Source organism: Streptomyces aureus, from assembly GCF_000725495.1.
In the GTDB taxonomy this organism is placed as follows: Bacteria; Actinomycetota; Actinomycetes; order Streptomycetales; family Streptomycetaceae; genus Streptomyces; species Streptomyces aureus_B.
Window position 1 is genome coordinate 353,830 of record NZ_JNZD01000013.1, and the last position, 13,201, is coordinate 367,030.

Below are 13,201 nucleotides of genomic sequence, written 5' to 3' on the forward strand. Positions count from 1 at the left end.
CGGTGAAACAGGTCGTACAGAACTACAAGAGCGGCGAGCTCGCGCTGCTCGACGTGCCGGTCCCCGGGTGCAAGGCGGACGGTGTGCTGGTCCGCAGCGCCTACTCGCTGATCTCCACCGGGACCGAGCTCATGAAGGTGTCCGAGGCCGGCATGTCGATGCTCGGCAAGGCCCGCTCCCGCCCGGACCAGGTGGCCAAGGTCGTGCAGAGCGTGGCCACCAACGGGGTGCCCGCCACCTACCGCAAGGTGATGGGCAAGCTGGACTCCTACACGCCGCTCGGCTATTCGCTGTGCGGGGTGGTCGAGCAGGTCGGCGCCGGGATCGACGACGTGAAGGTCGGCGACCTGGTGGCCTGCGCCGGCAACGAGCACGCGCTGCACGCCGAGCTGAACTGGGTGCCGAAGAACCTCTACGCCCCGATGCCGGACGGCCTCGCGCCCCGGCACGCGGCGTTCGGCACCGTCGGGTCCATCGCCCTGCAGGGCGTCCGCCAGGGCGAGTCACGGCTCGGCGAGGTGGCGCTGGTCATCGGCCTCGGGCTGATCGGGCAGCTGGTGGTCCAGCTGCTGACCGCCTCGGGCGTCCGTGTCGTCGGCGTCGACCCCGACCCGGCGCGCTGCGAGCTCGCCGAGCGCCTGGGCGCCGCGGCCTGTGGCGATCCCGCGTCCGCGGCCGTGGAGAGCGCCGTCGCCGAACTCACCGACGGCCACGGCGTGGACCAGGTGTACCTGGCGGCCGGCGGCGCCAGCAACCAGCCCGTGGAGCTGGCCGCGCGGCTGTGCCGGGACCGGGGCCGGGTCGTCGACATCGGCAAGTGCCGCCTCGACCTGCCGTGGAACGCGTACTACGAGAAGGAGCTCGACGTCCGGTTCTCCCGCAGCTACGGCCCCGGGCGCTACGACCCGGCGTACGAGCTGGAGGGCCGGGACTACCCGATCGGCTACGTGCGCTGGACCGAGCGCCGCAATCTGGCCTGCTTCCTGGACCTGGTGGCCCGCGGCAAGGTCGACGTGGAGCCGCTGATCTCCCACATCGCCGACTTCGACGACGCCGTCGAGACGTACCGGTCGCTGAAGGACGGCGAACTGAAGGCCGTGGCCGTGCTGTTCCGCTATCCCGAGCAGACGGTGGAGGCCGAGGCCCCCGCCATGACCGTGCCCGAGGTGAAGCGGCCCGCCACCGCGGCGGCCCCGGCCCGGGCGGTCCGTACCCCGGTGCGGCTCGCCTTCGTCGGCGCGGGCAACTACGCGACCTCGATGCTGCTGCCGCACCTCGCGCAGCGCGACGGTGTGGAGCTTTCCACGGTCGTGACGACGACGGCGCTGTCCGCGGCCAACGCCCAGCGCAAGTTCGGCTTCTCCGAGGCGACGACCGACCTGGACGCGGTGCTCGGCGACAAGTCGATCGACGCGGTGTTCGTGGTCACCCGGCACAGCTCGCACGCCGATCTGACCCGCAAGGCGCTGCTGGCGGGCAAGGCGGTCTTCGTGGAGAAGCCGCTGGCGCTCACCGAGGACGAACTGGCCGGTGTGCTGGCCGCGGTGGAGGAGTCCGGCAACGACCGGCTCCAGGTGGGCTTCAACCGCCGGTTCGCCCCGCTGCTGCTGGAGGCCAGGAAGCGGTTCGGTGCCAGGACGGGACCGGCGAGCCTGCGCTACCTCGTCAACGCGGGCCGCCTCGACCAGGGCAGCTGGTATCTCCAGCAGGGCAGCGAGGGCTCGCGGTTCGCCGGCGAGGGCGGGCACTTCATCGACACCGCGAGCTGGCTGCTCGACGCCGACCCGGTCTCGGTGTACGCGGTCGCCCCGTCCGGCAACGAGGACCTCCAGATCGTCCTCGGCTACCCGGACGGGTCCACGGCCACGATCAGCTATGTCACCACCGGGTCGCCCGGCTACCCCAAGGAGACGCTGGACCTGGTCGCGGACGGCAAGGTGCTGCGGCTCGACGACTTCGTGCGCGCCTCGGTGTACGGCCGCAAGCGCTGGGTCAGTTCGCGGCTGCCCAAGGCCCGGGACAAGGGCCAGTCGGCCGAACTGGCCGCGTTCGTCAAGGCCGTCAGGACCGGCGGTCCGATGCCGGTGCCGCTGGAGTCGCTGGTCGCCACCACGGCGGCCACCCTCGCCGTGCAGGCCGGTCTGGCCGGCGGAGCGCCGGTGACCCTGGCGGGCGCCCGATGACCATGAGCGCGGGCTGGTACCTGCGGCGGCTGTCCCGGATGGGGCCGCGGGAGATCGGCGGCCGGGTGGGCGACACCCTGCGCCGGCGACGCTGGCGGTCGCTGCCGCCGGACGCCCCGGCCGTGACCGGCGCCCGGTTCACCGCGGTCCTGCCCGCGGGCACCGTGGCCGCCCTGGCGCCGGACGCGGTGAAGCGTCTCGTCGCCGAGGCGGACCGGCTGATGGACGGGCACGCCGAGTTCTTCGGGGTGGACCGCGACGACCTGGCCGCCCCGGACTGGTCCTTCGACCCGAAGACCGGGCGCCGGGCCCCGCTGGTGCACGCCTTCGACGTGGCCTACCGCGACGAGGACGCGGTCGGGGACATCAAGCAGATCTGGGAGCCGTCCCGGCACCAGTACCTCACCGTGCTCGCCGCCGCGTACGCGGCCACCGGGGACGAGCGGTACGCCGAGCGGGTCGCCGCGCATCTGCGTTCGTGGTGGGAGGTCAACGCGCCGCTGTGCGGGGTGCACTGGACCAGCGGCATCGAGCTGGGCATCCGGCTGCTGTCCTGGGTGTGGATCCGCCGGCTGCTCGACGGCTGGAGCGGCGCGGCCGCGCTGTTCGAGGACAACCCGGTGGCGCGGAACCAGATCTGGCACCACCAGCGCTGGCTGGCCGCCTTCCCCAGCCGGGCCTCCTCGGCGAACAACCACGTCATCGCGGAGGCCGCCGGGCAGTTCGCCGCGGCCTGCGCGTTCGGCTGGTTCCCCGCCTCGGCGCGCTGGCGTGCCGACGCGCTGCGCTCGCTGGACCGGAACCTGCGGGCCAACACCTTCGGCTCCGGGCTCAACCGGGAGCTGGCGACCGAGTACCACGGGCTGGTGCTGGAGCTCGGACTGGCCGCGCTGGCCGAGGCGGACGCCGCCGGGGTGCAGGTACCCCCGACGGTCCGGCTGGTGCTGCTGCGGATGACCGACGCGCTCGCGGCGGTCGTGGACAACCGGCTGCGGCCGCCGCGCCAGGGCGACGCGGACGACGGGCACGGTCTGATCGTGGACGGCGCGGGCACCGACCGCTGGGGCTCGCTGCTGGCCACCGGGGAAGCCGTGTTCGGCCGGCTCGACTGGTGGCCGGAGGTGACCGGCACCGACGTGCGCACCCCGCTGCTGGCCGCCCTCGTACGGCCGTACGGGAAGGACGGGACCACACCGGCCGTGTCCCGCCCGGCGGGCCTGCCGGCCCACTTCCCCGACGCCGGCATGACGATCCTGCGCGGTCCCGAGGGGATCTGGGTCCGCTGCGACGGCGGCCCGCACGGGTTCCTGTCCATCGCCGCGCACGCCCACGCGGACGCGCTGTCCGTGGAGGTACGGCACGACGGGGTCGACGTCCTCGCCGACCCGGGGACGTACTGCTACCACGGGCAGCCCGAGTGGCGGAGCTACTTCCGCTCCACCCTCGGCCACAACACCCTGGAGCTGGACGGCACCGACCAGTCCGTCTCCGGCGGCCCGTTCCTGTGGACCCGGCACGCGGGCACCCGGGTCCTGGTCGCGGACACCTCCGGCGAGACGGCCCGCTGGTGCGCCGAGCACGACGGCTACGAGGACTCCGTGCACCGCCGCCGGGTGGAACTGACCTCCGCGAGGCGCGAGGTGAAGGTGGTCGACGAGGTACGCGGCCCGCGCCGCACGGTGCGCCTCGCGTTCCACCTCGGTCCGGAGGTCACCGCGGACCTGGAGGGGAACCGGGCACTGCTCACCTGGACCCGGGACGGCGAGGAGCGCTCCGCGGTGCTCGACCTGCCCGGGGAGCTGACCTGGCGGGCGCACCGCGGCGAGAGCGAACCGCCGCTGGGCTGGTACTCCGCGGGCTTCGGACAAAAGGAGCCCGCCACCACGCTGGTCGGCACCGGAGTCGCCGAGGGCACGCGGGAGTTCGGCACCGTACTCGGGTTCCGCGGCTAGGGGGGAAGGACGCTTGGGGATCAAGGGGCGGCGCCGGGCGCTGCCGGCCGCACTGCTGGTACTGGCCCTGTCCGCGGCGACCGGCTGCGACAGTTCGTCGGACACACGGCTGAAGCCGGCCGCGGAGCCGGCCGCGTCCGAGGCACGGGTGTGCTCCGAGCCCGGCTCCGGGCCGGCGAAGGCACCGGCGGGCGCAGTCACGGTCGATCCCGCGAAGCCCGGTGACCTGGCCGCGAAGACCAGGAGCCGTCCGGCGGGCACCACGTTCTGGCTCGAGCCGGGCCGCCACCGGCTCGACAAGGACCGCTACGCCCAGGTCCTGCCGAAGAAGGGGGACGTCTACATCGGCGCGCCCGGAGCGGTGCTCGACGGCAGGAGGACCAATCAGTACGCGTTCGCCGGCAGTGCCCCCGACGTCACCATCCGCTTCCTGACCGTGCAGGACTTCGTCGCCCCGCAGAACGAGGGCGTGGTCAACCACGACTCGGCCGACGGCTGGGTGATCGAGCACACGACGATCAAGAACAACTCGGGCGCCGGACTGATGGCGGGCGCCCGTCAGCGGGTCCGCTCCAGCTGTCTGAAGGGCAACGGCCAGTACGGCATGAACGCGTACAAGGGCAACGGCCGCATCACCGGCCTGGTGCTCGAGGGCAACGAGATCACGGGCAACAACACGGACGACTGGGAGCGCAAGCAGGAGGGCTGCGGCTGCACCGGCGGCGTCAAGTTCTGGGCCGTCGACGGCGCCGACATACGCGGCAACTGGGTGCACGACAACCGCGGTACCGGCCTGTGGGCGGACACCAACAACAACGACTTCCTCATCGAGGACAACGTGCTCGAGGCCAACGACGGCGCCGCGCTCATCTACGAGACCAGCTACAACGCGGTCATCCGCGGGAACACGATCCGGCGGAACAACTGGGTCGAGGGGCGCAAGTACGCCGACCGCGGCGACAATTTCCCCTTCGCGACCGTCTATCTGTCCGAGTCCGGCGGGGAACCGCGGGTCCGGGCCCGCACCGACAAGATCGACATCTATCGCAACGTGCTGGAGGACAACTGGTCCGGCATCACCCTGTGGGAGAACGCCGACCGGTTCTGCAACAGCCCCGCCAACACCTCCTCCGGCGACTGCACGCTGCTGGTGAAGAACACCAAGCGCTGTGTCCGGCCTGCGATCGCCGCCCAGCCGCTCTACGACGACTGCCGGTGGCGGACCCAGCGGGTCGATATCCACGGCAACCGCTTCGTGCTGGACAAGTCCGTCGTCGGCTGCACGGTCCGGTGCGACCGCATGGCGGTGCTGGCCAACTACGGGACCTACCCGGACTGGTCGCCCTACCAGGGCGAGCGGGTGGCCGAGGCGATCACCACCAAGCAGCACAACCGCTGGCACGACAACACCTACGTCGGTCCGTGGAGGTTCGTCGCCCACGACCCGAGCCGGATCCTCGACTCCGCGCAGTGGCAGGGGGCGCCGTACCTGCAGGACGCGGGCAGCACCTTCCGCGCCCAGGACGGTGGTTGAGATGCGCACCGACCGCACACCGAAGATCGTCGGCACCGTCTGGGGACTGCTGATCCTCAACACGCTCGGCTCCGCCGGGGCGAAGACGATCGTCCCGCTGCCCCGGTCCCTCATCCAGATGGTCACGATGGGCGCGCTGGTCACCGCGTTCGCGCTGGCGCTCCTGGTCAACCTCCGGCTGCGGCTGCGGCCCAGCGCCTATCTGTTCCTGCTCACCCTGCTCCTGGTGATGAGCGTGATCTCCAGCTCGCACCTGGAGTCGGGGTTCGGAGCGCTGTTCCGCTGCTTCCGGCTGGCCCTGTTCGTCGGCACGCTGTGGCTGCTGAGCCGCTGGTGGGACGGCGGCACGACGTTCGTCCGGCACCACATCCGGATGTACCTCGCGGTGCTCGGGACGGTGGCCGCGGGTCTGATCGCCTCGCCGGGCGCCGCCCTGCCCGACCTCTACGGCGGGCGGCTGGTCGGCGCGCTGTGGCCGCTCACCCCGCCGCAGATCGGACAGTACGCGGCGGTGATCATCGGGCTCACCGTGCTGCTCCTGCTGGACCGCAGGACCGACGGGAAGAGCGCGGCGGTGGTCATCGTGCCCTCGCTCGTGCTGCTGGCCCTGACCCACACCCGCACGGCCACGCTCGGTCTGCTCCTCGGGCTGGCGCTGGCGATCGGCTCGCTCATGCTGACCAGCGGCGCGGCCCGCCGGTTCTTCACCTGGGCGGTGGCGATCACAGCGGTGGCCGCGGTGGGATTCGCCTCCGCGCTGCAGACGTGGTTCCTGCGCGGCCAGAGCCAGGAGAACTTCTCCTCGCTCACCGGGCGGGCCAAGGTCTGGCACGCGCTGCTGGTGGCGCCCCGGACGACCTCCGAGTACCTGTTCGGCGCCGGTCTGGGCGACAAGTCGTTCGACGGGCTGCCGATCGACAACAGCTGGCTGGCCGTCTACAACGAGCAGGGCGTGACCGGTGTCGGTCTGGTGGCCGCGTTCCTCGTGGTGCTGGGCGGTGTCGCGCTGCTGCGGCCGCCGTCGCTGTCACGGGCCTGCGCCATCTTCCTGATCAGCTACTGCGCGATCGCCTCGTACACCGAGGCCGGTCTGGGTGACGCCTCGCCGTATCTGCTGCACCTGGCCGTGGCCGCGTCGCTGCTCGCGACGCCCGCCCCGGTCACTCCCCTGCCGGTACCCGAAGTGCCCCGACGGCGGCGCGTCCCGCGCTGGGCCCAGAAGACGGAGGTGGGCTGAGCATGCACGTCCTCGTGCTGCACAACCGCTACGCCTCGGCACAGCCGAGCGGTGAGAACAAGGTCGTCGACCAGGAGGTGGCGCTGCTGCGCGAGGGCGGCCACCGGGTCGAGCTGTTCGAGCGGCGCAGCGACGACATCGGCTCCCTGTCGCTGCCGGCCAAGGCCGCGCTGCCGTTGCGGGTGCCGTGGAACGCGGCGGTCCGCAGGGAGCTCGCGGCGAAGCTGCGCGCCGAACGGCCGGACGTGGTGCACGTCCACAACGTGTTCCCGCTGCTGTCGCCGGCGGTGCTGGCCGCCTGCGCGGACGCGGGCGTGCCCGCCGTCGCCACCCTGCACAACTACACCCAGGTCTGCCCGCCGGGCACGCTGCAACGGGACGGCCGGCCCTGCACGGAGTGCGTCGGCTCCACGCCGCTGCCCGCGGTCCGGCACGGCTGCTACCGCGGCTCCCGGCTCGCGACCGTGCCGCTCGCGGTCAGCCTGTCGGCCAACCGGCGGCGGTGGCGGTCCGGGGTCGAGCGCTTCTTCTGCATCTCGGCGGCGCAGCGCGAGGTCCTGGTGGCGGCCGGTATGCCGGCCGAACGCCTGGTGGTGAAGCACAACTTCGTGCCGGAACCGGGGGTCGTGCGGGCCGGGGCCGGCGAGCATCTGCTCTTCCTCGGCCGGCTCGCGGAGGCCAAGGGGGTACGGCTGCTCATGGCCGCGTGGGACGAGATCGCCGCCGGCGGCGGGATCGGCGTACCGCTCGTGATCGCCGGAACGGGTCCGCTGGAGCCTGAGGTGACCGCCTGGGCCGCGGGCCGGGACGACGTGCGCTACGTCGGCCTGTACGACCAGCAGGAGTGCCGGCGCGCGATCGCGCGGTCGGTCGCCGTGGTGGCTCCCTCCACCTGGCTGGAGGCGTTCGGGCTGGTCGTCGTGGAGGCGATGGCGGCGGGGGTCCCGGCCGTCGCCGCCGGTCACGGGGCCTTCGTGGAACTCGTCGAGGACGGGGTGACCGGGCTGCGGCACGTGCCAGGCGACGCCGGCTCGCTCGCGTCCTGTCTGCGCCGGATCGCGGCCGACCCGGACCGCAACCGGGAGATGGGGCAGGCGGCCCGGCGCCGGTACGAACGGGACTTCAGCCCGGCCGTCGGGCTGGAGCGCCTGGTGGAGGGGTACCGCACCGCGATCTCGGTGCGGTCCGGCGGCGGGGACGGCCCGCCGCCGGTAGGGGAAAGAACGGGCTCGTCACGGGTACACCCGGGCGAGCGGGATGGGGGACTTTGATGGCACGTTGCCGACTCTGCGGCGCGGCGTCGCTGGCGAGCGTGGTCGACCTGGGGGCGACCCCGCCGTGCGAGAGCTTTCTCGCCGCGGACCAACTGGACCAACCGGAGCCGGCGTACCCGCTGCACCTGCGGGTGTGCACCGACTGCTGGCTCGCGCAGATCCCGCCGCTGATCTCACCGGAGGAGACGTTCAGCGAGTACGCGTACTTCTCCTCGTACTCGACCTCCTGGGTGGAGCACGCGCGGACGTTCGTCGACGGCGCGGCGGGGCGGCTCGGTCTGGGCGGCGACTCCTTCGTCGTCGAGGTCGCCAGCAACGACGGCTATCTGCTGAAGCACGTGGTGGACCGGGGGATCCGCTGCCTGGGCATCGAGCCCTCGGTGAACGTCGGGGCCACGGCGCGGGAGGCGGGGGTGCCCACGGTCACGGAGTTCCTGTCCCCGGACACCGGCGCCGCCGTCCGCGCCGAGCACGGCCCGGCGGACCTGGTCGTGGCCAACAACGTGTACGCGCACATCCCGGACGTGGTCGGGTTCACCCAGGGGCTGCGTGCCCTGGTCGCCGACGACGGCTGGGTCTCGATCGAGGTGCAGCACCTGCTGACCCTGATCGAGGAGAACCAGTACGACACGATCTACCACGAGCACTTCCAGTACTACACGGTCGCGTCCGCGATCCGGGCGCTGGCCAGCGGCGGCCTCACGCTCGTGGACGTCGAGCTGTTGCCCACCCACGGCGGCTCCATCCGGCTGTGGGCGCGGCCGGCCGAGGTGGCCGGTGAGCCCTCCGACCGGGTGGCCGAGGTGCTCGACCGGGAGAAGGCCGCCGGGCTCCAGGACCTGTCCGGGTACACCGAGTTCTCCGCCCGGGTGGCCAAGGTGCGCCGGGACCTGCTGCGGTTCCTCATCGACGCGGCCGAGCGCGGCGAGCGGGTCGTCGGCTACGGGGCCCCGGGCAAGGGCAACACCCTGCTGAACCACTGCGGCATCCGGCCCGACCTGCTCGCGTACACGGTCGACCGCAACCCGTACAAGCACGGCAGGTTCACCCCCGGCACCCGGATCCCGATCCTGGCACCCGAGCAGATCGCCGCCGACAAGCCCGACTACGTCCTCGTCCTGCCGTGGAACCTGCGGGCCGAGCTGTCCGAGCAGCTGTCGTTCGTGCACGAGTGGGGCGGCCGCCTGGTCTTCCCGATTCCGGAACTGAGCATTGTCGAGGTCAAGGCATGAAGGTCGTACTGTTCTGCGGCGGCTACGGGATGCGCATGCGCAACGGAACCTCCGACGACGTGCCCAAGCCGATGGCGATGGTCGGCCCGCGCCCGCTGATCTGGCACGTCATGCGCTACTACGCGCACTTCGGGCACAAGGAGTTCATCCTGTGCCTCGGCTACGGGGCCCACCACATCAAGGACTTCTTCCTCAACTACGAGGAGACGACGTCCAACGACTTCGTGCTGCGGGGCGGGCGGACCGAGCTGCTGTCCACCGACATAGCCGACTGGACGATCACGTTCGCGCAGACCGGCATCGAGTCGCCGATCGGGGAGCGGCTGCGCCGGGTGCGGCACCATCTGGACGGCGACGAGATGTTCCTCGCCAACTACGCCGACGTGCTCACCGACGCCCCGCTGCCGGAGATGATCGACAACTTCGCCCGGCGCGACGCCGGCGCGTCGATGATGGTGGTCCCGCCGCAGTCCTCGTTCCACTGCGTCGAGCTGGGTGAGGACGGTCTGGTGGGCGGCATCACCGCGGTCAGCGACATGCCGCTGTGGGAGAACGGCGGCTACTTCGTGCTCCGCCAGGAGGTCTTCGACCACATCCCGGAGAACGGGGACCTGGTGGCCGACGGCTGCGGCCAACTGGCCAAGCAGGGACGGCTGGTGGCGCACCAGCACCGCGGCTTCTGGAAGCCGACCGACACGGTCAAGGAGCGGGCCGCGCTCGACGAGGCCTACACCCGGGGCGATCGCCCGTGGGCCGTGTGGGAGCAGGACGGCACCGTGGCACGGGTGCCCGCGAGCCGGGTCGGCGCCACGGCGGGCACCGCGTGATCCGTCTGGGGGCCGGGCGCCTGAACAGCGTCGTCGCGGTGGGCGCGCACTGCGACGACATCGCCATCGGCGCCGGCGGCACGCTGCTGACGCTGTGCGAGGCGCGTCCGGGCATCCGCGTGGACGCGCTGGTGCTCTCCGGCGGTGGCGGCGAACGGGAGCAGGAGGAGCGGGCCGCGCTCGCCGCCTTCTGCCCGGGCGCCGACTTGCGGCTGACCGTGCACAAGCTCCCCGACGGCCGGCTGCCCGCGCACTGGGACGAGGCCAAGGGCGCGGTCGAGGAACTGCGGGACCGGACCGAGCCGGACCTGGTCATCGCCCCGCGCACCGAGGACGCGCACCAGGACCACCGCGGTCTGGCCGAGCTCATGACCACCGCGTTCCGCGACCATCTGGTGCTCGGCTACGAGATCGTCAAGTGGGACGGCGATCTCGGCCGTCCCACGGCGTACCAGCCGCTGTCGCCGGAGATCGCCGAGCGGAAGGTGCGGCTGCTGGAGGAGCACTACCCCTCGCAGCGGCACCGGCCCTGGTACGACCGGGAGGCCTTCCTCGGGCTCGCCCGGATCCGCGGTATCGAAAGCAACGCGCGCTACGCCGAGGCGTTCGCCGTCACCAAACTCACTCTCGACCTGGGGGAATGAACCTTGCGCGTACTGCTGACCGGCCACCAGGGCTACCTGGGCACCGTCATGGCCCCGGTGCTCACCGCCGCCGGCCACGAGGTCGTCGGGCTGGACTCCGGACTGTTCGCCGACTGTGTGCTCGGCCCCGCCCCCACCGACCCGGCGGGCCCCCGCGTCGACCTGCGTGACGTGACGGCCGAGCACGTGGCCGGGGTGGACGCCGTGATCCATCTGGCCGCGCTGTCCAACGACCCGCTGGGGTCACTGGCGCCCGAACTCACCTACGACATCAACCACCACGCGTCCGTGAAGCTGGCCCGGCTGGCCCGCGAGGCCGGGGTGCGCCGCTTCCTGTACGCCTCCACCTGCTCGGTCTACGGCGCCGCCGGCGGTGACGAACTCGTCGCCGAGGACGCCCCGCTGCGGCCGGTGACGCCGTACGCCGAGTCCAAGGTGCGGGTGGAGGACGACCTGCACGAGCTGGCCGACAACGACTTCACCCCGGTGTACATGCGCAACGCCACCGCCTTCGGCTTCTCGCCCCGGCTGCGCGCCGACATCGTGCTGAACAACCTGGTGGGCCACGCCCTGCTGTCCGGCGAGGTGCTCGTCCTCTCCGACGGCACCCCTTGGCGCCCGCTGGTGCACGCCGCCGACATCGCCCGGGCCTTCACCGCCGCGCTGGAGGCTCCGCGCGAGGCGGTGCACGACCGGGCGTTCAACATCGGCAGCGAGGTCAACAACGTCACGGTCGCCGAGATCGCCGAGCAGGTCGCCGAGGCGGTGGCCGGAGCCAAGGTGGTGATCACCGGGGAGAACGGCGCCGACCCGCGGTCCTACCGGGTCGACTTCTCCCGGTTCCGTGCGGCGATCCCCGGGTTCGACTGCGAGTGGACGGTCAAGCGCGGCGCGCTCGAACTCGCCGACGCCTACCGGGAGCACGGGCTGACCCGGGAGGCCTTCGAGCAGCGCTTCACCCGGCTCGCCGTGCTGCGCGCCAACTCCGAGGCCGGCACCGTCGACGACACCCTGCGGTGGCGCCGGTGACCACGCGTGCGGAAAGAGGTGCCGGCGAGGAGATGCACGAACTGGTGCGGCGGCTGTACCCGCTGTGCCGGAGCATCACCGGCGACGGGGTGCGCGCCACCCTGGACATCGTCGGGGAGTACATCCCGCTCACGGTGCACGAGGTGCCGACCGGGACGCAGGTCCTGGACTGGACGGTGCCCCAGGAGTGGAACATCCGGGACGCGTACGTCGCCGACGGCTCCGGGAAGCGGGTCGTCGACTTCGCCGCGTCCAGCCTGCACGTGCTCGGCTACAGCGTCCCGGTGTCGGCGACCATGCCGCTGTCCGAGCTGCGCGGGCATCTGCACACCCTGCCGGACCAGCCGGACCTGGTGCCGTACCGCACCAGCTACTACCGGCCGGAGTGGGGGTTCTGTCTGTCCCAGGACACCCTCGACGCGATGCCGGACGGCGAGTACGAGGTGCGGGTCGACTCCACGCTCGCCGACGGTCATCTCACCTACGCCGAGCACGTGGTCCCGGGGCAGGTCGCCGACGAGGTGATCGTCTCCTGCCACGTCTGCCACCCGTCGCTGGCCAACGACAACCTGGCCGGCGTCGCCGTGGCCACGTACCTCGCGCGGGCGCTCGCGGAGCAGAACCCGTACTACACCTACCGGTTCATCTTCGCGCCCGGCACCATCGGGGCGATCACCTGGCTCGCCCGCAACGCCGAGCGGATCGACCAGGTCAAGCACGGGCTGGTGCTGGCCTGCGCGGGCGACCGGGGGAACCTGACGTACAAGCGCAGCAGGCGCGGTGACGCGGAGATCGACCGGGTCCTCGGGCACGTGCTGAGCGCCTCCGGACGCCCGCACCGGATCGACGAGTTCACCCCGTACGGCTACGACGAGCGGCAGTACTGCTCCCCCGGGTTCGACCTCGGCGTGGGCTCGCTCAGCCGGACCCCGTACGCGGGCTACCCCGAGTACCACACCTCGGGGGACGATCCGGACTTCGTCACCCCCGAGGCGATGGAGGACACGCTCGCCCTGTGCCGCGAGGCGTTCGGCGTCCTCGACCGCAACCGGCGGTACGTCAACCTCAGTCCGCACGGCGAGCCGCAGCTGGGCCGGCGGGGTCTGTACGACTCGCTCGGCGGCCGCAGCGACGCGAAGCAGGCGCAGATGGCGATGCTGTGGGTGCTCAGCCTCTCCGACGGCGAGAACACGCTGCTGGACGTCGCCGAGCGGTCGGGGCTGCCGTTCGACACCGTCGCCGACGCGGCCGACGCGCTGCGCGGCGCCGAACTGATCAAGGCGTGACGC

The 13,201-nt window shown here is 72.2% G+C and carries 10 protein-coding genes; all 10 read left to right on the top strand.

What is annotated here, in order from left to right; all coding sequences use genetic code 11:
* Positions 1–2 precede the first annotated feature (2 nt).
* Genes IO36_RS20010 through IO36_RS20055 form a run of 10 tightly spaced genes read left to right on the top strand, consistent with a single transcriptional unit; the run spans position 3 to position 13,198 of the window.
* Positions 3–2,183, top strand: coding sequence for a bi-domain-containing oxidoreductase (locus tag IO36_RS20010; RefSeq protein WP_037621687.1), 2,181 nt, complete (start codon positions 3–5; stop codon positions 2,181–2,183).
* Complete coding sequence (locus tag IO36_RS20015) at positions 2,180–4,135, top strand: heparinase II/III family protein (RefSeq protein ID WP_037621689.1); 1,956 nt, start codon at positions 2,180–2,182, stop codon at positions 4,133–4,135. The genes IO36_RS20010 and IO36_RS20015 overlap by 4 nt, the downstream gene beginning before the upstream one ends.
* Before the next feature lie 13 nt (positions 4,136–4,148).
* Positions 4,149–5,669: a right-handed parallel beta-helix repeat-containing protein gene (locus IO36_RS20020; RefSeq protein WP_037621691.1), complete on the top strand. Its 1,521-nt coding sequence runs from the start codon at positions 4,149–4,151 to the stop codon at positions 5,667–5,669.
* Between the two features lies 1 nt (position 5,670).
* Entirely contained in the window at positions 5,671–6,906 is a 1,236-nt protein-coding gene (locus IO36_RS20025) for a membrane protein (RefSeq protein WP_037621694.1), read from the top strand.
* A gap of 2 nt (positions 6,907–6,908) precedes the next feature.
* Positions 6,909–8,177 (top strand): glycosyltransferase, encoded by a 1,269-nt coding sequence (locus IO36_RS20030; protein ID WP_037621696.1) that lies wholly within the window; start codon positions 6,909–6,911, stop codon positions 8,175–8,177.
* A complete protein-coding gene (locus IO36_RS20035; RefSeq protein WP_037621698.1) occupies positions 8,177–9,412 on the top strand; it encodes a class I SAM-dependent methyltransferase in 1,236 nt (411 codons plus the stop codon). Before IO36_RS20030 ends, IO36_RS20035 begins: the two co-directional genes overlap by 1 nt.
* The gene (locus IO36_RS20040; protein WP_037621700.1) at positions 9,409–10,239 is read left to right on the top strand and encodes a sugar phosphate nucleotidyltransferase; all 831 of its coding nucleotides are present in this window, start codon (positions 9,409–9,411) and stop codon (positions 10,237–10,239) included. The genes IO36_RS20035 and IO36_RS20040 overlap by 4 nt, the downstream gene beginning before the upstream one ends.
* Positions 10,236–10,883, top strand: a complete 648-nt coding sequence (locus tag IO36_RS20045) for a PIG-L deacetylase family protein (RefSeq protein ID WP_037621701.1) — start codon at positions 10,236–10,238, stop codon at positions 10,881–10,883. The genes IO36_RS20040 and IO36_RS20045 overlap by 4 nt, the downstream gene beginning before the upstream one ends.
* A gap of 3 nt (positions 10,884–10,886) precedes the next feature.
* The gene (locus IO36_RS20050; protein ID WP_037621704.1) at positions 10,887–11,912 is read left to right on the top strand and encodes an NAD-dependent epimerase/dehydratase family protein; all 1,026 of its coding nucleotides are present in this window, start codon (positions 10,887–10,889) and stop codon (positions 11,910–11,912) included.
* Complete coding sequence (locus tag IO36_RS20055) at positions 11,900–13,198, top strand: DUF4910 domain-containing protein (protein ID WP_037621706.1); 1,299 nt, start codon at positions 11,900–11,902, stop codon at positions 13,196–13,198. The genes IO36_RS20050 and IO36_RS20055 overlap by 13 nt, the downstream gene beginning before the upstream one ends.
* Positions 13,199–13,201 lie beyond the last annotated feature (3 nt).

Coding starts and splice junctions, on each gene's coding strand:
- IO36_RS20015 (WP_037621689.1), top strand. CDS start 2,180: ATGACCATGAGCGCGGGCTGGTACCTGCGGCGGCTGTCCCGGATGGGG.
- IO36_RS20025 (WP_037621694.1), top strand. CDS start 5,671: ATGCGCACCGACCGCACACCGAAGATCGTCGGCACCGTCTGGGGACTG.
- IO36_RS20030 (WP_037621696.1), top strand. CDS start 6,909: ATGCACGTCCTCGTGCTGCACAACCGCTACGCCTCGGCACAGCCGAGC.
- IO36_RS20035 (WP_037621698.1), top strand. CDS start 8,177: ATGGCACGTTGCCGACTCTGCGGCGCGGCGTCGCTGGCGAGCGTGGTC.
- IO36_RS20040 (WP_037621700.1), top strand. CDS start 9,409: ATGAAGGTCGTACTGTTCTGCGGCGGCTACGGGATGCGCATGCGCAAC.